Source organism: Alcanivorax sp. S6407 (genome assembly GCF_023016115.1).
Lineage (GTDB): Bacteria > Pseudomonadota > Gammaproteobacteria > Pseudomonadales > Alcanivoracaceae > Alcanivorax.
The window spans coordinates 332,300-351,631 of sequence record NZ_JALKBH010000004.1 but is presented as its reverse complement, the minus strand read 5'-3'; the positions used below and the strand labels follow the sequence as shown (position 1 = coordinate 351,631).

Annotated in this window: 18 protein-coding genes; 10 read left to right on the top strand and 8 right to left on the bottom strand. The window is 57.5% G+C overall.

Translation table 11 applies throughout. The features are described 5' to 3' along the window. Positions 1-34 precede the first annotated feature (34 nt). Together MWU49_RS11305 and MWU49_RS11300 are read left to right on the top strand one after the other, a co-directional pair. Positions 35-1,048: an AraC family transcriptional regulator gene (locus MWU49_RS11305; RefSeq protein ID WP_246972218.1), complete on the top strand. Its 1,014-nt coding sequence runs from the start codon at positions 35-37 to the stop codon at positions 1,046-1,048. A gap of 326 nt (positions 1,049-1,374) precedes the next feature. Next, on the top strand, positions 1,375-2,355 hold the full coding sequence (locus MWU49_RS11300) for a nitronate monooxygenase (RefSeq protein WP_246972208.1): 981 nt from the start codon (positions 1,375-1,377) through the stop codon (positions 2,353-2,355). 289 nt (positions 2,356-2,644) lie between these two features. On the opposite strand, the gene MWU49_RS11295 is transcribed toward MWU49_RS11300, so the two are convergent. Next, positions 2,645-3,169 carry a hypothetical protein gene (locus MWU49_RS11295; protein WP_246972206.1) on the bottom strand — a complete coding sequence of 175 codons (525 nt, stop codon included), beginning with the start codon at positions 3,167-3,169 and terminating at the stop codon, positions 2,645-2,647. A gap of 153 nt (positions 3,170-3,322) precedes the next feature. On the opposite strand from MWU49_RS11295, the gene MWU49_RS11290 reads away from it, so the two are divergent. From MWU49_RS11290 to MWU49_RS11280, 3 genes are read left to right on the top strand one after another with little or no spacing between them, the layout of a single operon-like run. Beyond that, positions 3,323-4,369 (top strand): hypothetical protein, encoded by a 1,047-nt coding sequence (locus MWU49_RS11290; RefSeq protein ID WP_246972203.1) that lies wholly within the window; start codon positions 3,323-3,325, stop codon positions 4,367-4,369. Further along, complete coding sequence (locus MWU49_RS11285) at positions 4,369-5,379, top strand: phosphotransferase family protein (RefSeq protein ID WP_246972201.1); 1,011 nt, start codon at positions 4,369-4,371, stop codon at positions 5,377-5,379. Before MWU49_RS11290 ends, MWU49_RS11285 begins: the two co-directional genes overlap by 1 nt. After that, positions 5,369-5,716: a hypothetical protein gene (locus MWU49_RS11280; RefSeq protein ID WP_246972199.1), complete on the top strand. Its 348-nt coding sequence runs from the start codon at positions 5,369-5,371 to the stop codon at positions 5,714-5,716. The genes MWU49_RS11285 and MWU49_RS11280 overlap by 11 nt, the downstream gene beginning before the upstream one ends. Before the next feature lie 296 nt (positions 5,717-6,012). On the opposite strand, the gene fghA is transcribed toward MWU49_RS11280, so the two are convergent. Both fghA and MWU49_RS11270 read right to left on the bottom strand, forming a co-directional pair. Beyond that, positions 6,013-6,852, bottom strand: a complete 840-nt coding sequence (gene fghA / locus MWU49_RS11275) for an S-formylglutathione hydrolase (protein WP_281502261.1) — start codon at positions 6,850-6,852, stop codon at positions 6,013-6,015. Between the two features lie 206 nt (positions 6,853-7,058). Beyond that, positions 7,059-8,168, bottom strand: a complete 1,110-nt coding sequence (locus tag MWU49_RS11270) for an S-(hydroxymethyl)glutathione dehydrogenase/class III alcohol dehydrogenase (protein ID WP_246972188.1) — start codon at positions 8,166-8,168, stop codon at positions 7,059-7,061. A 250-nt stretch (positions 8,169-8,418) separates the two neighbouring features. On the opposite strand from MWU49_RS11270, the gene MWU49_RS11265 reads away from it, so the two are divergent. The 4 genes from MWU49_RS11265 to MWU49_RS11250 all read left to right on the top strand — a co-directional run bounded on the left by MWU49_RS11265 (position 8,419) and on the right by MWU49_RS11250 (position 11,888). After that, positions 8,419-9,291, top strand: coding sequence for a LysR family transcriptional regulator (locus MWU49_RS11265; RefSeq protein WP_246972185.1), 873 nt, complete (start codon positions 8,419-8,421; stop codon positions 9,289-9,291). 266 nt (positions 9,292-9,557) lie between these two features. Further along, positions 9,558-9,746 (top strand): AMP-binding protein, encoded by a 189-nt coding sequence (locus tag MWU49_RS11260; RefSeq protein WP_246972183.1) that lies wholly within the window; start codon positions 9,558-9,560, stop codon positions 9,744-9,746. Then, positions 9,743-11,086 carry an acyl-CoA synthetase gene (locus tag MWU49_RS11255; protein ID WP_281502302.1) on the top strand — a complete coding sequence of 448 codons (1,344 nt, stop codon included), beginning with the start codon at positions 9,743-9,745 and terminating at the stop codon, positions 11,084-11,086. The genes MWU49_RS11260 and MWU49_RS11255 overlap by 4 nt, the downstream gene beginning before the upstream one ends. A gap of 400 nt (positions 11,087-11,486) precedes the next feature. Beyond that, complete coding sequence (locus MWU49_RS11250; RefSeq protein WP_246972181.1) at positions 11,487-11,888, top strand: GFA family protein; 402 nt, start codon at positions 11,487-11,489, stop codon at positions 11,886-11,888. A gap of 242 nt (positions 11,889-12,130) precedes the next feature. On the opposite strand, the gene MWU49_RS11245 is transcribed toward MWU49_RS11250, so the two are convergent. Both MWU49_RS11245 and MWU49_RS11240 read right to left on the bottom strand, forming a co-directional pair. Further along, positions 12,131-13,285 (bottom strand): hypothetical protein, encoded by a 1,155-nt coding sequence (locus MWU49_RS11245; protein WP_246972179.1) that lies wholly within the window; start codon positions 13,283-13,285, stop codon positions 12,131-12,133. Between the two features lie 40 nt (positions 13,286-13,325). Next, the gene (locus MWU49_RS11240) at positions 13,326-13,544 is read right to left on the bottom strand and encodes a hypothetical protein (protein WP_246972177.1); all 219 of its coding nucleotides are present in this window, start codon (positions 13,542-13,544) and stop codon (positions 13,326-13,328) included. 323 nt (positions 13,545-13,867) lie between these two features. On the opposite strand from MWU49_RS11240, the gene MWU49_RS11235 reads away from it, so the two are divergent. After that, positions 13,868-15,199, top strand: a complete 1,332-nt coding sequence (locus MWU49_RS11235) for a hypothetical protein (RefSeq protein ID WP_246972175.1) — start codon at positions 13,868-13,870, stop codon at positions 15,197-15,199. 133 nt (positions 15,200-15,332) lie between these two features. Here the strand turns inward: MWU49_RS11235 and MWU49_RS11230 are convergent, their stop codons facing one another. The 3 genes from MWU49_RS11230 to MWU49_RS11220 all read right to left on the bottom strand — a co-directional run bounded on the left by MWU49_RS11230 (position 15,333) and on the right by MWU49_RS11220 (position 18,728). Beyond that, positions 15,333-16,274, bottom strand: coding sequence for a DegV family protein (locus MWU49_RS11230; RefSeq protein WP_246972172.1), 942 nt, complete (start codon positions 16,272-16,274; stop codon positions 15,333-15,335). A gap of 265 nt (positions 16,275-16,539) precedes the next feature. Further along, entirely contained in the window at positions 16,540-17,988 is a 1,449-nt protein-coding gene (gene pyk, locus MWU49_RS11225) for a pyruvate kinase (protein ID WP_246972170.1), read from the bottom strand. Positions 17,989-18,260: 272 nt separating this feature from the next. Then, positions 18,261-18,728, bottom strand: a complete 468-nt coding sequence (locus tag MWU49_RS11220; RefSeq protein ID WP_246972168.1) for a YbaK/EbsC family protein — start codon at positions 18,726-18,728, stop codon at positions 18,261-18,263. Positions 18,729-19,332: the final 604 nt, after the last annotated feature.

The following is a 19,332-nucleotide window of genomic DNA, read 5'->3' as shown; positions in this document are numbered from 1 at the left end:
TCAATGCCATCTGAGCCGATAAAACGGAGAACTCATGGCTTCCCCCATGCGTGTGACAGGGGCCTGGGTGCAGCTGCTCACCGACTGGCTGGACCAGGAAAACCTCCCGGCTCCGGACCTGCGCACGGTGCTGGACAGTCGCAGCCCCGGCGATGTGGTGCCGCTGTCTCTGTGGAACGAGTTGCTGACCCGGGCGGTGGCCCTGCGCCCGGATACGGTGGCCCCTGCGTTGGCTATCGGCGCCCGGGTGCAGCCCCGTCATGTGGGGGTTCTGGGCTACCTGATTCTGACCTGTCGCACCCTCGGCGAAGCCATGCTGGCCTACCAGCGCTACGAGTCTCTGTTTTACGGGCGCGAAGTTGTGAAAGTGGTCGCCGAGGGCAACAGCATGGCGCTGTGCTGGACGGCAGAGGATTCTACCGGGGTGCTGGCGGATAGCGTGGCGATCGCTGCGTTGGTGGCCTTCCTGCGCCGCCTGGTGGAGTCTCGCCTCTCTCCCGAGAGGGTCGATTTTGTCTTCGCGGCCCCGGATGACGATACCCGTAAAGCCTACGAGGTGTTCTTCGGTTGCCCGGTACATTTCGAGCAGCCGCAAACCCGGGTGGTGTCCTCCCTGACCTTGCTGGCATTGCCGCTGCCACACAGTGCGCCGCATATGCGTACCCTGCTGGATCGACAGGCGCGGGCCCTGATGCTGGCGTTGCCGGAGTCGGACAGTTTCGATCGCGCCTTGCAGCAGGCCATGGTGCGGTTGATGCCGGAGGCGGTGGTGACCCTGCCAAGGTTGGCCGGGGAGCTGCATATGTCGGTGCGGACCCTGCAGCGTCGTCTGGGAGAGCGCAAGATGACCTGGCGGGCGCTACTGGATCGTACCCGTGAGCAGCTGGCCCGGGATTACCTCTCTGATCCCTCGCTGACCCTGGGGGATATTGCCCTGTTATTGGGGTTTTCCGAGCACAGTGCCTTCAGCCGGGCCTGGCGAAAATGGACCGGCACCACCCCGGCCAGGGCCAGAAAGCAGCTGCTGGCGGCCAGCAAGGGCGGTTGAGATAAATCGGGTGCCTCGGGGATTACGGGAAGGGCTCCCTCCAGCATCAGGGATTCGGCGTGGAGCGTCTGGTGTAGAGGGGGAGCACTATGCAGGAGCCTCCAAAGAGACGTTGTTTTCCCGTCATTCCGCGATCAGCCGCTAATTTGTGATATTTTGCTTATTCCATTGAAAATCAACGCATTGCGCTTAATCATAAGGCGCTTCTATCAAAACTGTCCGGTGCTCTGAACAATCCTGTCATTGCTGACCGACCGTTCACTTGTTTACTTTGCTGCTCATCACGCCCTGTGGGGGCAGTTCTAATTCAGCAGGGGAAAGACCCAATGAAAACGCGTATTACTGAATTGCTGGGTATCCAGTATCCGATCGTCCAGGGTGGCATGCAGAACGTAGGCTATGCCGAACTGGCGTCTGCCGTTTCCAACGCTGGCGGTCTGGGTATCATCACTGGTCTGACCCAGCCGACTCCGGAAGATCTGGACAAGGAAATCAAGCGCTGCAAGGAAATGACCGACAAGCCCTTCGGCGTTAACCTGACCATCCTGCCCACCATCAAGCCGGTACCTTACGAGGAATACGCGCGGGTTATCTGTGAAAACGGTATCCCGGTGGTAGAAACCGCTGGCCGTAACCCTGAGCCGTTCATGCCCCTGTTCGAAGGTGCTGGCGTCAAGGTGATCCACAAGTGTACTTCTGTGCGTCATGCCCTGAAGGCCGAGAAAGTGGGTGTGGCTGCGGTATCCGTAGACGGCTTCGAGTGTGCCGGTCACCCGGGCGAAGACGATATCCCCAACCTGGTCCTGCTGCCGGCCGCTGCTCGCGTCCTGAAGATCCCGATGCTGGCTTCCGGTGGTGTGGGTACTGGTGCACAGATGGCTGCCTGTCTGGCCCTGGGTGCTGACGGTATCAACATGGGTACCCGTTTCCTGGCTTCCGCTGAAGCGCCGGTACACGAAAACATGAAGAAGGCCATTGCCGAAGCTTCCGAGCTCGACACCGCCCTGATCTTCCGTCCGCTGAACAACACTGCCCGTGTGTTCAAGAACGCTGTCGCCACCAAGGTGAACGAGATCGAGCGCGAGAAAGGTACGGACATGAAGTTCGAATACATCGTCGACCTGGTTGCCGGTGTGAAAGGCAAGGCGGCCCTGACCTCCGGTGAAATCGACGGCGGTATCTGGACCTCCGGTATCGTGCAGGGTCTGATCGACAGCTACCCGAGCTGTGCCGAGATCATCGACGACATCATGACCGAGTGCACCACCACCATTAATGATCGTCTGGCCGGCTTCATGAAAGGCTAAACGACACCCGTTTCAAACTCGCTCTCCCGAGTCCAGCCAGGGGTTCTTCCTCTGGCTTTTTTTTGCCCGCTTCGCGGCTGCAGCACGCTTCATGCATCACGCAACACGCAAAGATCAAAAGCGGATTTACCACAGAGTTCACAGAGCACACAGAGAATAAACCGTCTTTTACTCAGTTATTCAGAGGCTCTTTAGCTCTGTGGGAGCTTGCTTGCAAGCGAAAGGGTTGGACACAAGTTGCGAACTTCCCAGTCTCTCGCTCCCGGGTGGTGCTGTTGAAAGCTCAAAGCTAAAACCCCGGCTTGGTCACCGCCAGATAAATGATGGCGGGAATCACGATGATCACCAGTGGTGTGCTGATCTGGAAGAAACGCCAGTGCCACTGCATCAGCTTTTCATAGCGCTTCATGTCGCCCTTTAAACGCCACTGCTTCTTGCTGCCGCCCATGTGGGAAATCCAGTAATCAAAGATTTCGATGGGGCCGAATACCAGCACCACCAGGGCCAGTTTGATTATCAGCCAATGGCTGTCCGTCCCCCAACCTGCCAGCCACACCATCAGTCCACCGCTAAGCAGTACAACGGGAAAGGCAATGTGCTCGAGGGAGGCGCCCTTGTCGAACTGCTCCATGGTCCAGTTGCGACGTTCCAGGCGATGGGGGTCATCCGGGTTTCTCTGCCAGGCCAACCAGGCGGATTTCACGTACCAGCTGTAGGCCACCGCCGTGCTGAAACTCCAGATCATGACAAAAAGTAGATGAATGAATTTGATCTGTAGATACCACGGAAGCAGCAGGGCGCGAAATTCTTCCATTGTTGTTTTCCTGTTTTTTTCTTTCACGTTACGACGCGGCAACTGGCGATGACATGACAATTCCGCTAAAAACGATTGTCAGTCGCGGACAGTGCAAATCACGGGCTTAACCCTCACCCTGAACTAACGCGAAGAACAACAAGGAGAATGAGCATGGACTTGGGAAAGGGTGCGAGAATCCGGCTGGAGCCGCAAGACGAATACATGCATCCCATTGAAGCCGCGAGTAACTTCAATGAGAGCATGTATATCAATCTGTTCGATCATCAGCAGCGCTGCGGCGGCTGGTTTCGAGTGGGTAACCGGCCCAATGAACGGCATGCGGAAATGTCGTTCTGCTTCTACCTGCCTGATGGCCGTGTAGCGTTCATGTTTCGTCGTATCGAAATCGACAACAACGACGCCCTGGCGGCGGGCGGCATGCGCTTTGAAGTGATCGAACCGTTCAAGACCCTGGCGCTGAAATATGATGGCAAGGCGGTGCTGCTGGAGGACCCGCAGCAGATGGAAGATCCCAAAACCGCCTTTGCCAACAATCCCACCGTAGCCGTCACCGCTGAGTTGACCTTCACCGGCATGACACCGGTTTACGGCGGCGAGGCGGTGGACGAAAACGGCACGCCGATTGAGGAAGATCCGGAAGAATCCTTTGCCCGTGGCCATTACGAGCAGCACATGAAAGGCGAAGGGGTGGTCACCATTGATGGCACGACCTTTACCCTCAATGGTTTTGGGCTACGCGACCATTCCTGGGGGCCGCGCTACTGGCAAAATCTTTACTGGTACCGCTGGCTGCCGCTGGTGTTTCGTGAGGATTTCGCCGTGAACATGTCTATCGTGCAGATGGCCAGTGGCAAACAGCATATCTGGGGCATGGTGTACGACACCCGCAATGGCGCTCCAGCTGAGTACGACCTGATTGAAACCGGCAGTCTGTCATCCACCCTGGATGAGCGCGACCAGGCGCAGGCCCAGATGTTCTCCCTGAAAACCGTGTCTGGTCGAGAATATCGGCTCACCGGCGAAGCGCTGGCCATGATCCCTTTGCGTAACCGGCGGCAGACGGATACAGGGGAGTGGCGTCAGACCCGTATTACCGAAGCCATGACCCGGTTCCAGTGTGATGGACTCACCGGCTTCGGCATGGCGGAGTATCTGGACCAGATAGTTGACGGTGTGCCATCAGGAAGACATTGCTGATGGCGGTGACAGCAGAGCAGATCCATCGCATCCTTCCTCCGCTGCTGGAAAAGGCGCTGGGTAAACCCTGCGTCATCAAACAGTGCCGCCGCCTCACTGCAGGCGCATCCGCGGATACCTGGAAGCTTGAAGCTGATTGTGCCGGTCCCCGTCAGTGGATCCTGCGCCTGGATGCCGGCGCAGAAGATCTGGGCATGGCGCCGGGCAAACGCTGGGAGGCATTGGCGCAACAGGAAGCCGGCAGATCGGGTTGTCCGGTGGCGCAGGTTGTGGCCATTCTGAGTGGCGATGAGGGCTTGGGAGAAGGCTATGTGATGACGGCCTTGTCCGGGGAGTCCTTGCCGCCTGTGCTCCTCAAGGATCACGCCTATGAATTTGCGCGGGCACAATTCTGTCATCATGCCGCCGCCGCGCTGGCGGCCATCCATCGTGCCCCGACAGACAAACTGAAAGGGTTGCCGACCCAGGATGCCCTGCTACAGGTCGAGCAGCTCTATGCCATGCATCTGAGCTACGGCGAGCAGCTGCCGGTTTTTTCACTGGCCTACGGCTGGTTAAAAAAACATGCGCCGAAGATCACCAAACCGGTACTGGTGCATGGAGACTTCCGGTTGGGGAATTTTCTGCTGACAGAAAATACCCTGAACGGCGTCCTCGACTGGGAGCTGACCCATCTGGGGGATCCCATGGAAGACCTGGGTTGGTTGTGTGTGAATGCCTGGCGTTTCGGTCGTCGTGACAAACCGGTGGCGGGAATCGCATCGCGACGCGATTTATTTATGGCTTATGAAAAAGCCACCGGCCAGCCAGTGGATCCGGCGCGGGTTCGCTACTGGGAGCTGCTGGGCACTTTCAAGTGGGGAGTGATCTGCCAGTACCAGGCCAACAGTTATCTGAGTGGTCACGTTCCCTCTCTGGAGCGTGCGGCCATTGGCCGCCGGGTAGCAGAAACCGAATACGACATGCTGGTCTGTTTGCAGGAACAACTGGAGCTGAGCCATGCCGATTAATCGACCCACTGCTGACGAACTCACGTCTGCTATCCGCAAATACCGGAACAAGCCGGACCCGGATGCCAAAGTGGATGGCTATTACCAGAAAATCATCGCCCACCTGGATGCCTTGCTTGAGCGCGAGGCGCTGCTCGGCGAGGCCTTTGCACGCGGTGAGCGATCCCGCTGTATTTCCACCGCTGCGCTACTGGGTCTGCCGGAAAATGATCTGGAGGAAATTTGCCGTTGCTTTGCTGAAGATGATATCAGCGACATGCTGCCACTGATCATTGAGCTATGGTTGCCCCTGGCGAAGGAAAAACTGGCAATAGACAGCCCGCGGTACAGGAAATGAACGCCGGACGCTACAAGCTACAAGCTACAAGCTACAAGCTACAAGCTACAAGCTACAAGCTACAAGCTACGCTTGATTGGATAGAAAACCCCGGAAAAGTTCCCGGGGTTCTGCATTTCTACGAAGCCGCCGTAGGAGCGAGCCTGCTCGCGATCCGAGCCTAAGCGAGGTAATCAGTTTCGAGTTGCGAGAGACGAGTTTCGAAAGTCAAAATCCCAAGCTTGGTGCCGTTTCACCGGTTTTGGTTTTTCGAAACTCGTAACTCGATACTCGCTTCTGGAATCCTTGCCTTACCCCTACTTCAACTTCTCCGCGTGATACTTCAAATGCTCATCAATAAAGCTGGCGATGAAGAAGTAGGAATGGTCATAGCCCGGCTGCAGGCGCAGATTCAACGACACGTCCGCATCCTGGCAGGCCGCCTGTAGATCTTCCGGCAGTAGCTGGCCATCCGTATAGAAATTATCTGCCTCACCCTGGTCCACCAGCAGGGGCAGTTCACTGCCATACTGGCGAATCAGTTCGCAGCTGTCCCACGCTTTCCAGGCTTCACGATCTTCACCCAGATAACCACTGAAGGCTTTCTCGCCCCAGGGGCACTGGCTCGGATGAGTGATCGGTGCAAAGGCGGATACCGAGCGATAGCGGCCCGGGTTTTTCAGGGCGCAGATCAGCGCACCATGACCACCCATGGAGTGACCACTGATGGACTCCCTGCCATTCAACGGGAAGTGCTGGTTCACCAGTGCCGGCAGTTCGCTGGTGACATAGTCATACATGCGATAGTGCTGGCTCCAGGGAGACTGGGTGGCATTGACATAGAAGCCGGCTCCGGAGCCGAAGTCATAGCAGTCATGCTCGCCCGGCAATTCGCTGCCACGGGGGCTGGTATCCGGGCAGACAATCGCCATACCCAATTCCGCCGCCGTACGCTGTGCACCCGCTTTCTGCATGAAATTTTCATCGGTGCAGGTGAGGCCGGACAGCCACCACAGCAGCGGCACCTTTTGTTCTTCCGCAGCCGGCGGAAGATAGATGGCAAAGATCATCTCGCAGTTCAACACCTGGCTGCGATGCTTGTAACGCTTCAGCCAGCCACCAAAGGATTTGGTGGCGGACAACAATTCGATATCCATGGAGCTACCCTTCTACAATGCTGCTGTGGGAGCTTGCCTGCAAGCGATCCGAGCCTGGGCGAGGGGAGAGTTTCGAGTTGCGAGAAGCGAGTTTCGAAGGTCAAAAGCCGGCTCGCGCCAGGTGTTGCCTTTCGCAACTCGTAACTCGTTACTCGCCCGCCCTCGACAATAAGGATTCGCCAGCAAGCTGGCTCCTACGGTGAAGATCAGAACAAAATGACGGACCGAATGCTCTTGCCTTCGTGCATCAGATCAAACGCCTTGTTGATGTCTTCCAGACCCATGGTGTGGGTCACGAATTCATCCAGCTTGATCTCGCCCTTCATGTAGCGATCCACGTAACCCGGCAGTTCGGTGCGGCCTTTCACGCCACCGAAGGCGGAGCCTTTCCAGACCCGGCCGGTCACCAGCTGGAACGGACGGGTGGAGATTTCTTCGCCGGCACCGGCCACGCCGATGATCACGGATTCGCCCCAGCCCTTGTGACAGCACTCCAGCGCGGAACGCATCACGTTGACGTTGCCGATGCACTCGAAGGAGTAATCCACACCACCATCGGTCAGCTCCACGATCACGTCCTGAATCGGATCGCTGTACTTGGTGGGGTTGATGAAGTCGGTGGCGCCGAACTGGCGCGCCATGGTTTCCTTGCTGTCGTTCACGTCGATGGCAATGATGCGCTCGGCCTTGGCCATCACCGCGCCCTGAATCACGGAAAGGCCGATGCCGCCCAGGCCGAAGACCGCCACGGTGGAACCGGGCTCAACCTTGGCCGTGTTCAGTACCGCACCGATGCCGGTGGTGACGCCACAGCCAAGCAGACAGATTTTGTCCATGGGCGCTTCCTTGCTCACCTTGGCCAGGGAGATTTCCGGCACCACGGTGTACTCGGAGAAGGTGCTGGTGCCCATGTAGTGGTGAATCATCTTGCCATTCATGGAGAAGCGGCTGGTGCCGTCCGGCATCAGGCCCTGACCCTGGGTGGCGCGTACCGCCTGGCACAGGTTGGTCTTGCCGCTGAGGCAGAATTTACATTTGCGACATTCCGCGGTGTACAGCGGAATCACGTGGTCGCCCGGCTTCAGGCTGGTCACCCCTTCGCCCACTTCCTGGACGATGCCGGCGCCTTCGTGGCCAAGGATCGACGGGAAAATGCCCTCGGGATCCTTGCCGGACAGGGTGTAGGCATCGGTATGGCAGACGCCGGTGGCAACAATCTGTACCAGCACTTCACCGGCCTTGGGGCCGGCCACATCCACTTCTTCGATAACCAGGGGCTTGCCTGCTTCCCAGGCGACGGCGGCACGTGACTTCATGATGACTCCAGCAATAACGGATGGTGGGTGGAAAGGTCTGCCATATGGCGGAGATCGGCTGACGCCGATTTCCGCCCTACGGAAACCGCAGGCGGCGCTTTCCCGAAAATGACAGGATTCACTATACGCAGACACGAATAAGGCGATAAGGCACAATACGGCAATGGATTGTTGCTGTATGGCAATAATGAGCAGTCTTATCTCCGTGAACTCTGTGCCCTCTGTGGTTAAAACCTTGTGGTGATTTCGCATGCAGCATTGGGATCGTATCGAAGCCTTTGTGGAAGTGGTCCGCCGTGGCTCTTTTGCCGATGCTGCCCGCCATCTTGGCGTGTCCAGCTCCCATGTAAGCCGGCTGGTGGCGCGGCTGGAGACCCAGCTGGGTACCCAATTGCTCTATCGCACCACCCGGCGGTTGACCCTCACCGACGCCGGACAGGTGTACTTCGAGCATTGCGGCCAGCTGTTCGATGGCTTTCAGGAGGCGCTCACCGCCATCAGTGATTTCCAGCAGCAACCCACCGGGGTGTTGCGGCTCACCTGTGCCACCACCTTCGGTGAGCGTTTCATTGCTCCCCTGGTGAATGACTTCATGACTCAGCACCCGCAATTGTCGGTGCAGCTGGATTTCACCAACCGGCGAGTGGATATCGTGGATGAGGGCTTCGATGTGGCCATTCGCACCGGGGCCCTGCCGGACTCATCCCTGATTGCCCGTAAGCTGTGCGCGCGCCGGGAGTACATTGTCGGTTCTGCGGAATACTTTCAGCAGCATGCCCGGCCGCATACCCTGGGTGAGCTGAATCAGCACAATTGCCTGCTGGGTTCCGCGGATAACTGGCCAGTGGATGTGGATGGCCAGCACCGTCACTGCAAGGTGCAGGGCAACTGGAAGGGCAATTCCGGTATGGCGCTGCTGGATGCGGCCCGCAAGGGGCTGGGCCTGGTACAGCTGCCGGACTATTACGTGGAAGAGGATCTGGAGCGCGGCACCCTGATCTCGGTGCTGGATCAATACGCCTGTACCCATACCGCAGTCTGGGTGGTCTACCCCCGCCATCGTCACCTCTCCCCCAAGGTGCGCCAGTTCGTGGATTTCCTGGTCGACAACATGGCGCGATAAAAAGCTGTAGGAGCTTGCCTGCAAGCGATCCGAGCCCAAGCGAGGTAAGGATTCCAGAAGCGAGTTTCGAGTAACGAGTCTCGAAAAGCGAAAACATCCGATCCATAGCGGGTTTTGATCTTCGCAACTCGCAACTCGCAACTCGCAACTCGCTTCTGCCTCTGTGATTGTCTGATTGTGTTCCCCTGGAGACGTTATCTGACATAAGCGCCTGGCGATGAAGCTGCTACATTCGGGTGATTCCAAAACAAGAAACCGGAGCGCCCATGTACCCAGGACAGATTGCTGCGATAACCCCTGACAAGCCCGCTTATATCATGGCGGATTCCGGCGAAACGGTGACCTTCCGGGAGCTGGAGGAGCGTTCCAACCAGATGGCCCATCTGTTCCGCAAGCTGGGGCTGGAAACCGGGGATCATATTGCCCTGTTGATGGAAACCATCCGGCGTTTCTGACCATCGCCTGGGCAGCACAGCGGAGCGGCCTTTACTACACCGCCATCAGTCACCGGCTGCAGGCGGAGGAAATCGCCTACATCGTCAATGACTGTTCCGCGAAGTTGTTGATTACCAGCCCGGCCCAGCTGGGTAACGCCCGGCAGCTGGAAGGCCACATTCCGGCTTGCCAGCATCTGTTTGTCTGTGCTGAAAAGGACGGCGATTTTCAGTCACTGGAGGACGCCATGGCGGGGCTGCCGGTGACCCCCATCGCCGATGAATGCGAAGGGGCAGACATGCTCTATTCGTCCGGCACCACCGGCAAGCCCAAGGGCATCAAGCCGGAACTGAGCTGCGATCCTTTGGGTACTCCCAGCCCGCTGTTCAATCTGATCAGCGCCATGTACATGACCCCCGATGAAGAGATGCGCTATCTCTCCCCGGCACCGCTCTATCACGCCGCTCCGCTGCGCTACAACATGACCTTCCTGCGTACCGGCAGCACCTGCATCGTGATGGAAAAATTTGATGAGGAGCGTTACCTGCAACTGGTGGAGCAGTACCGGATTACTCACAGCCAGCTGGTGCCGACCATGTTCATTCGCATGCTCAAGCTGCCGGCGGCAACACGGGAAAAGTACGACGTCTCCAGTTTGCGTGGAGTGATCCATGCGGCCGCCCCTTGTCCGATTCCGGTGAAGGAACAAATGATCGAATGGTGGGGGCCGATCATTCATGAATACTATGCCGGTACGGAAGGCATGGGGTTTACCACCATCAGTTCGCCGGAATGGCTGACCCACAAGGGCTCCGTCGGCAAGGCCATTCTCGGCGAGGTGCGCATTGTCGATGATGAAACCGGTGAGCTGGCCCCGGTGGGGGAAACCGGCACTATCTACTTTGCCAATGGTTTGCCGTTCGAATACCACAACGATCCGGAGAAGACCCGCAAGGCCACCAACCAGCAGGGCTGGACCACCCTGGGTGATGTGGGGTACGAGGATGAGGAGGGCTACCTTTACCTCACCGATCGCAAGGCTTACATGATCATTTCTGGCGGGGTGAATATCTATCCGCAGGAAGCGGAAGATACCCTGGTCACCCATCCGAAGGTGGCCGACGTGGCAGTGTTCGGGGTCCCCAATGACGAGTTTGGTGAAGAAGTGAAAGCGGTGGTGCAGCCGGCTGACATGAGTGAGGCCGGCCCGGCCCTGGCCGAGGAACTGATCACCTACTGTCGCAGCAAGCTGTCTTCCATAAAATGCCCGCGCAGCATCGATTTCGAAGCCGAGCTACCCCGCCACCCCACCGGTAAACTCTACAAGCGCTTGCTCAAGGATCGTTACTGGCCGAAGTAAAAACTCGGACTACCCTTGGGAGGGCCAACTTGTTGGTCGAAGATTCTGGGGGCGGGATAATATAGCTACGAGCTACGAGCTACGAGCTACGAGCTACGAGCTACGAGCTACGAGCTAAAAGCTACGCTTGATGCGATAGAGAAGCCCCGAAAAGTTCTCGGGCTTCTGTATTTCTACGAAGCCGCTGTAGGAGCTTGCCTGCAAGCGATCCGAGCCTGAGCGAGGTAAGGATTCCAGAAACGGTTAATGGTGCCTCGCTAACGCTCGGATCGCTTGCAGGCAAGTTATTCGCTGCGCTCACCCTGCGGACCACCCTTCGGCTGTTACCTCCGTTGCACTCCGGTTCCCACATTTTTTATCCTGTCAGGCCTTGGTATATGAGTTCTGACAAGGAGAAGGTATGTACACAGGAAGTTGTCTTTGCGGCGGTATCGCGTTTGAGATTGCCGGCGAGCTGGAACCGATTCAGGTGTGTCATTGCCAGCAGTGCCGCAAAGCGCAGGGTACCGCGCTGGTCACCAATATCCCGGTGAAGACCGAGAAGCTGCACTGGGTGAAAGGTGAGGCCTTGCTGAAAGCCTTTGAATCCTCGCCGGGTAAGCAGCGGGTGTTTTGCAGTGAGTGTGGCTCACCGGTGTACAGCTGCCTGGACACCTTGCCCGGGGTAGTGCGTATTCGTGCAGGGTTGCTGAACGAGCCCTTGAAGACCCGGCCGGCGTTTCACTTTTTCGTGGCATCGGCGTGTAACTGGTGGCCGATCGACGATGATCTTCCCCAGTATCCGGAATGGAGACCGGTATAGGTTTGATGGATAGAACAGGGTAACGAGGTAAGCGTCGCGAGGTACGAGTTTCGAGTTGCGAAAATCAAAAGCGAATAAACCCTTCCCTGTTAACAGGGTTGGGTTTCGCTCCTCGAAACTCGAAACTCGAAACTCGAAACTCGAAACTCGAAACTCGAAACTCGAAACTCAGCCAAACTCCCCTTGCCACTCTTCATTAGAGCGACACAGCGGAGTTCGGCTTACTGGGCGTGACTGGAAGTTCAGCCTATCGCCGCCTTCAACGCCTCGATTTCATGGGCGTCACCATTACGTCCGGCGAACGCTTGCCACTGGCTGGCGGCATTGGTCTTGATCGCCTCTGCCATTCCTGCGACGGCGCTGTCCGGCAAGTGACCAAACAGCCCCAGCAATTTGCTGTCGTGGGCCTTCTCCAATGCCTGGGCCAGTGATGCTGCCTGGGCGCCGGTGAGCACTTCCAGTGCCGGAGTAAGGTGCGCCTGATCCATCAGCGGCAGCAGGTCGAGCAATTCATCCCAGCTGCCTTCTTCTGCCACAGTGCTGATCAGGCTTTCCACCACGGTGGCCTGGCGCAAGGTTTCCAGATTGACGATGTTCTGCTGGTGGGCATTGTCCATGGCGTTCACTGCCTGCAGCAGATTGGTCCACAGGCGTTGCTCGCTGGCGACCTCGATCAAGTGGCTGAGAACAGCTTCGCCCTGGTCCGCCACCATGTTGCCGAGTTGCCCGCGCAGATCCGTATTCACATGTCCATTCAGGGACAGTACCGCCGGCCACAGTTCGTGTTCGGTAGCGGCTTTTACCGTGGCGCGCTGCTGGTCTTCGCTGAGCAGTTCCAGCAGGGTGTTCAGCTTGCTCTTGTCTTCCAGGTACAGGGCGATCTTCACCATGGCTTCGCCGCTGTCCACGGTGGCAGTGATGGCGGCCAGAGCGGAAGGTTTGATCACGGCGACAAAGCGGGCCAGGGTGATGTGCTCATCCATGGCCAGCAGGGTCTGGGCTACTCGCGCAACAATCTTGTCGGGCATGGCTGCCAGCAGGTCACGTGACTGGGACGGCTCCAGATGAATGCAGAGTTTGGCCAGAAAGTCGTCCGGCAGTTTGTCAGCCAGCTTGATGGCGCGATCGGCCGGCAGTTCCGAAGCGATGCCCGCAGCCAGTACGGAACCTAGCACCGAGGTGGCCAGTTTGGCGCTGGCGCCAGTGGGTACCAGCTTGCTGATGCCGGCCAGACGCTGGTAGCTGTCCTGGTGCTGGGCATAGAAAAACGCCGATACCGTATTACGGAACGCGGCAACCTGTCCCAGATCCTGACCATCCAGGAAATCCAGGGTGTTTTCTTCACTCTCCAGCAGGCGGCTGAGCTTGAGCAGTTCGGCTTGTGTTTCGATATGCATGTGACTTTTTCCCGTTACTTGTTCCGTAACCTTGCCGGTATCAACCGAACAGCATCTTTTTGACCGGGCGGCGGAACGGCCCCGGTACCACGTTCAGCGCATTGTTCATGGCTTTTTCCACGCGGGTGTCTTTGGTGGCCACTGCCGCCAGTACGGCATCGGCAAGTTGTGAGCCTTGATCGGCGGGCAGAGACTCAATAAAGGCCAGCGCATCAGCGGGCAGGCCTTTGGCTTTCAGGGTACTGATGGAATCAGACATGGTTCCTCCTCTGTTCGGGGGCGACGCGTCGAGTCGTACTCATCGCGCGGGCACAGGGGGGTTACTATGCCAGCACTGCGGGAGTATGGAATTGCCGAAAAGACCGATCCGGGGGGCGCTCCAGAAAGCCGGCTATTTTGTCCCGGATAAACCGGGGCTGCATCACGGTTTCGGGCCAGCTGGCTTGTTGATCATTCCAGAAATGTAAAAAATCACGGTCGCATGGAAATGCGTTTGAACCGTTTACGAATCAGGAACGACAGTAAGACATCGATAACGGCTTCATGACGAGGCCGGGATATATCAACAAGGAGAAGATGATGATGTCATTCAGCAAAACACCGTTGCAGCTTGCGGTTGCCGCCGCTTCTTTGGGTTGGGCAAGTCTGGGTCTGGCTGGCGCTCCCAGCTGGAATTATGCCGAATTGAGCTATGTGGTGGATGGCAAGATGCCCTGGGTTGCCTCCGGCGAGCGGGTGTATCTGGAAGGCTTTGGCCTGGAAGGCGCGGCGGCGCTGGGGGAATACGCTTTTGTCCGCGCCGGAGTCGACAATCTGACCGGTCGCCTGGCGATCAACCCTGGCGAATATGTGGATGTGCAGGCTCAGGACTGGAGTCATTTTGGGGTTGGTGGCCATTACCCGGTGACAGTGCAGGGAATTACCACCGACTTGTGGGCTGAATTGAGTATGGATCGCGTCGGGTTCTATGGTCTGAGCGGTAATGGCTTTGGCTATGCGCTTGGTGCAAGAACGACGATAAATGATCGTTGGGAGACGGAGCTGTGGTATCGCAGTGCCAGTACCGATCTGGATATTGATAGCAATGACAGCCTGGATCTGAACCCCAAGGCCTGGGGCGTTGATGTGTTCTATCGAATGAATGATCGGGTGGCGATCAGTCTGGGCCGTTACTGGGGTGAACAGGAACTGGAGGCGGAGGGCGAATCTGAAACTGGTGACCTGATGGTAACCCAGTTGGGGTTGCGGTATCTGTTTGATGGTAATGCCGCGAGCCAGGGGCAGGATCGGGAGATACCGACGTTGAGCTATAACCAGATCGCCTTCGGATATCTGGTCAGCGGTGACGTGACTCTGGATGTCTCTAACAGTAGTGATGATTATGACAGCGAAGCAGGCTGGCTGATGAAAGGCCGGGTGTCACCGTGGAAGCATGTTTTCCTGGCGGCAGAAAACGTGGATGTCGGTTACGACCTCTCCGATGCCGGTGAGACTGACAACATGATTCTGGATAATCGCCTGTCAGTGGGTATGGGTGCCTATCTGCCCATACTGGAAGGTGATGTGGCGGCCAGCGTCTATGGCCAGATTAGTCATGACCAGATGACATTCATGGAAACCGGGCTGCGTATGGAGGGTACCGGGTACCGGCTTGGCGTCCGGGGTGGGCTGGCCATTGTTGATGCCGAGTTGTATTACCATCGGGCGCACACCACGATGAACCTGGGCACCACCGGTTATCGTCTCAAGCCAGAAGTTATCGGTGTCGAACTGGGGGTGTCGCCGTTTGATAATGGGTCGGCCATCACCCTGGGATATCAGAGTCAGATGTCAGACTTTTCGGTTGAAGGCAGTGATTCAGAGGTCGAAATCGATAGCGCAAACTGGTTCCTTGGGCTTCGTCAAAGCTTCTGATCCAGTTCTGGCCCGGCGATATGCCGGGCCTTTTGGGGGCCGCTCTGCGGCCGCAACACGCATCACCACGCAACAGGCTGAAAACCAATCCTGGTCCGCAACTGTTGTCATTCTACGATGAGCCTTTCATGGATCAGGAGAGCGTTTCCTGATCGGTGATCAGTCCTACGCTGATTGCGCCTGGTCCGATATTTACGCCACCGGTGAGCCCCATGTGGCTCACCAATAGCTCGATATCGTGTTTCTCGGCGCACAGTTTGAACGATTCAAAGCCAGGCATCTGATAGACCGCATCGGTATCGCCGGCATAACTGACGCAGACGATTGGCGCCAATAGTCCTTTCTCGATACAGGAGCAGGCGTGGCGGAACATCTTTTCCACTGCCTGATCAAAACCTCTGACCTTGGCTACAGGAAACGTCTGGTCCTGGCGTGCGCAAAGAATCGGTTTGATGTCCAGGGCTGAACCCATCAAGGCGCCGACAAACCCTACACTCTTGTCGCCTTTCTTGCGGGCGCGTTTGTGAACGTAGTAGAGGTCCGGAACTACCGCATAGCCGGTGGTCCGGGGTGTCAGGTCATTGATGCGCTGGCGCACATCGCCCACTTTCATGCCGCTGTTGATCAGGCGGACGGTTTCAGCCGCCAATACGCCCTGACCGGCAAACAGGGTCTGGCTGTCGCTGACGCGAATGCGGAAAGGGCCTTCCCGTCCTGCGGCTTCACGGTATTTCTTGTAATCCGACAGAATGCTGTGGGCAGCTTCGGAGGCATTATCGAAAATCGGACTGCGGCTTTTGGGTACCGTTTGTACCAGCGCGAAATCAAATGTGCTGGCGGCTTTTTCAAGAAACAATGTACGAATCTGTTCCACGCTGGGAGGCGCAGTTTCTGCGTCATGGTTCTTGTCGACTTCGTGGCGTGAGTAAAACTCCCTGGCCCGTTGTGGATCACGATCGTCTACATAAATGTCCTTGCCGATGCGAATGGGTACCGGCATGACCAGGATGTTATTGGCGTCAATGAAGTCCTTGGGCAGATCGCAGCCCGAATCCACTACCAGACCAATTCTCATTGTTATGGGCCCTGTAAACGAGTGAGGGGATTTTATTCACTCGAGTCTAGAACGGGCGTACTGTAAGTGGCGTCTTTTTGCGTATGGGTATGGTGTAAGAATGTTAATTGGACGCTGGAGGCCAGATGCCTGATGCCCGACGCTGAAAACCACGAAGTGGTTATCGTCAGGCATCCGGCGTCAGGCGTCTGGCTGGCTGGAATTGCGATGTGGGTAGAAAATCAAACCACGACTTTCAAATCGCGTTGGGCATGCACACTGCCGCCTACTGAATCTTTCCACCCACCTCGACAATTTTAAGGGTGTTGGTGCCACCGTGGGCGTCGGCATAGTTGCCTTTGGTGATCAGTACCCGGTCACCGGCTTTCACCTGCCCCATCTTCTCCAGAATTGCCACTGCCTGGTGGTTGACGCTTTCGCTGGGCAGGGCCGTGCTGTCGAAGGAGACCGCTTGCACGCCACGGAGGATGGCAACGCGCCGCTGGGCGGCCGGGGTCGGGGTGAAGGCAAAGATCGGCATGCCGGAGCGCATCCTGGACATCAGGCGCGGAGTATTACCGGTTTCGGTCATGGCGATGATGGCGGTCACATTGCTCAGGCGGTTGGCAGCCTGCATGGCGGCCATGGCGATCACTTCGTCAATGTTGTCGGCCTTGTCGTTGATCGGTCGATCGGTACGTCGTTCCTGCCAGGTGCGCTCGGCGCCAAGAATAATGCGATCCATGGCCTGAACGGTTTCTTTCGGGTAATCCCCCACTGCGGTTTCTGCAGAGAGCATCACCGCGTCAGTGCCATCCAGTACCGCGTTGGCCACGTCGGACACTTCTGCGCGGGTGGGCTGTGGGCTGTGGATCATGGATTCCATCATCTGGGTGGCGGTGATCACGAAGCGATTCAGTGCCCGGGCCCGGCGGATAATGTGCTTCTGTACCCCTACCAGTTCGGCATCGCCGATTTCCACGGCCAGATCGCCACGTGCCACCATGACGCCGTCGGAGGCGAGAATGATCTGGTCCAGGGTGTCGTCATCCGCCACCGCTTCGGCGCGTTCGATCTTGGCCACGATGCCGCCAGTACCGCCGGCAGCCTGAAAGTGGCGGCGGGCTTCATTGACGTCGTCCGCATCACGGGGGAAGGACAGGGCGAGGAAGTCCACCTCCATGTCAGCAGCGGTGATAATGTCGTTGAGGTCTTTCTCGGTCAGCGCCTTGGCGCTCAAGCCGCCGCCCTTGCGGTTAACGCCCTTGTGATCGGAGAGGGTGCCGCCCACCAGTACGGTGCAGATCACCTTGCTGCCCTCAATGCGCTCAACCTGCAGCTCCAGCAGGCCGTCGTTAAGCAGCAACACGTCGCCGGGTTCACAGTCATCCGGCAGGGGCGGGTAGCTGATACCCACAATCTCCTGGGTGCCAGCGCTATCGTCCAGCTCGGTATCCAGCGTAAAGGTCTGGCCGTTCTTCAACTCAATGGGGCCATCACGGAACTTGCCGATACGAATCTTCGGGCCCTGCAGATCCGCCAGAATGGCCACTGCCTGCTGGTGCTTGTCAGAAAGGCTGCGGATCTTGTCGGCGGTGCGGCGATGGTCATCGGCGCTACCGTGGGAAAAATTGAGGCGGAATACATTGACGCCGGCAGTGATCAGGGCGTCGAGCATGGTCTCGGAGGTGGAAGCGGGACCGAGGGTGGCAACAATCTTGGTGCGTCGAGTCATTCACTCTTTCCGTTTACTGTTTTATGACAGCTTAGCATGCAAATGCGATAGAAAGGTGACAGAAAGTTGAGGCGAGTCGCGAGGAGCGAGTGACGAGTTGCGAAGATCAAAACCGTAAGGACAACTCTTCCGTTTCTGTCGGGCAAGGGGGTTGCTCTTCGAAACTCGAAACTCGCCGTTCCTCCGACGCGGCTGCCAACCTCCTGCGTCAGAAGGTTGGCAGTGTTCAGCCTTTGACGTCCGGCCTCAGGCATCCAGCATCCGGCATAACATCAATGCAGCATGGCGAAGGAGCAGGTCTTGGCGTTGCTCAGACGCAGGAAATCGCCCATGCCCATCTTGATCACTTCGGTGTGGTTACCGGCATTGAAGGCAATCCAGTCCTGGGCCACCAGGGTGTCATCCACGTAGACCGGCATGTCGTACAAGTTGCCGAACGGGGGCTCGCCGCCAGGCTCGCACAGCGGGAAGCGATCCTTGAACTCCATTTCAGTGGCCAGTCGCACGTGGTTGGCGCTGAGGGCCTGGCGCAGCTTTTCCGGATCCATGTATTGATCGGCGGGCAATACCGCCATCGTAAGGGTGCCATCCACATCCACAATCACGGTTTTGGCCATATGCCGGCCTGGAATGTGACTGGACTGCGCCACCTCGGCGGCGGTGACCGCGGGTTCGTGGTTGTAGCAGTGATAGTAGATATCGTTGCTGTCAAGAAAATCGGTCAGTGCGCGCGTAGCCATGACTACCTCCTCCCGGCGGGGGTAGGCCGGGAAATCGTTGCCTTGCGCACAACGGGTAGCTGGCGCAAGGCCAGTAAGGTGAATGTACTTTCAGCCTAAGACGTGGAAGGACGGCGGGGAAATACGGTTATGTGCTAACGGAAAGTGCTGGGAAGAATAATCAGCTATGAGCTACAAGCTACAAGCTGCGCTTGATTGGCAAGGAAAACCCAAAATAGTTTCCTGGTTATTTCAGCCTTTCTACGAAGCTGCTGTAGGAGCTTGCCTGCAAGCGATCCGAGCCTAGGCGAGGTAAGGATTCCAGAAGCGCCGTTTGTGCCGACTGTATGACCAGTTATTCGCTTCGCTCGGTGAGGTGTGAACCTGCGGTGTGGTGGTCCCCACCTGGAAGACAAGGTATCTGCTTGTATTTCATCGCACCATGATACGTGTTTGTCCTCGCCGGACGGGCCCAAAGGGGTGTAACGCGACACCCCTCTGGACTCCCCCGCGCCCCGACTCCGTTCGGCCTGCTCCGCAGGCACACTCCGGTACTCAGGATCTGGCGGACGCAAAAAAGACTCGCTCCGCTCAGACAGGTTTTTTGCTCTACGCCGCCAGATCC

Excerpts from the sequence above, each read along its gene's own strand:
- MWU49_RS11305 (WP_246972218.1), top strand. The coding sequence starts at position 35 with ATGGCTTCCCCCATGCGTGTGACAGGGGCCTGGGTGCAGCTGCTCACC.
- MWU49_RS11300 (WP_246972208.1), top strand. The coding sequence starts at position 1,375 with ATGAAAACGCGTATTACTGAATTGCTGGGTATCCAGTATCCGATCGTC.
- MWU49_RS11295 (WP_246972206.1), bottom strand. The coding sequence starts at position 3,169 with ATGGAAGAATTTCGCGCCCTGCTGCTTCCGTGGTATCTACAGATCAAA.
- MWU49_RS11290 (WP_246972203.1), top strand. The coding sequence starts at position 3,323 with ATGGACTTGGGAAAGGGTGCGAGAATCCGGCTGGAGCCGCAAGACGAA.
- MWU49_RS11285 (WP_246972201.1), top strand. The coding sequence starts at position 4,369 with ATGGCGGTGACAGCAGAGCAGATCCATCGCATCCTTCCTCCGCTGCTG.
- MWU49_RS11280 (WP_246972199.1), top strand. The coding sequence starts at position 5,369 with ATGCCGATTAATCGACCCACTGCTGACGAACTCACGTCTGCTATCCGC.
- fghA (WP_281502261.1), bottom strand. The coding sequence starts at position 6,852 with ATGGATATCGAATTGTTGTCCGCCACCAAATCCTTTGGTGGCTGGCTG.
- MWU49_RS11270 (WP_246972188.1), bottom strand. The coding sequence starts at position 8,168 with ATGAAGTCACGTGCCGCCGTCGCCTGGGAAGCAGGCAAGCCCCTGGTT.
- MWU49_RS11265 (WP_246972185.1), top strand. The coding sequence starts at position 8,419 with ATGCAGCATTGGGATCGTATCGAAGCCTTTGTGGAAGTGGTCCGCCGT.
- MWU49_RS11260 (WP_246972183.1), top strand. The coding sequence starts at position 9,558 with ATGTACCCAGGACAGATTGCTGCGATAACCCCTGACAAGCCCGCTTAT.
- MWU49_RS11250 (WP_246972181.1), top strand. The coding sequence starts at position 11,487 with ATGTACACAGGAAGTTGTCTTTGCGGCGGTATCGCGTTTGAGATTGCC.
- MWU49_RS11245 (WP_246972179.1), bottom strand. The coding sequence starts at position 13,285 with ATGCATATCGAAACACAAGCCGAACTGCTCAAGCTCAGCCGCCTGCTG.
- MWU49_RS11240 (WP_246972177.1), bottom strand. The coding sequence starts at position 13,544 with ATGTCTGATTCCATCAGTACCCTGAAAGCCAAAGGCCTGCCCGCTGAT.
- MWU49_RS11235 (WP_246972175.1), top strand. The coding sequence starts at position 13,868 with ATGTCATTCAGCAAAACACCGTTGCAGCTTGCGGTTGCCGCCGCTTCT.
- MWU49_RS11230 (WP_246972172.1), bottom strand. The coding sequence starts at position 16,274 with ATGAGAATTGGTCTGGTAGTGGATTCGGGCTGCGATCTGCCCAAGGAC.
- pyk (WP_246972170.1), bottom strand. The coding sequence starts at position 17,988 with ATGACTCGACGCACCAAGATTGTTGCCACCCTCGGTCCCGCTTCCACC.
- MWU49_RS11220 (WP_246972168.1), bottom strand. The coding sequence starts at position 18,728 with ATGGCTACGCGCGCACTGACCGATTTTCTTGACAGCAACGATATCTAC.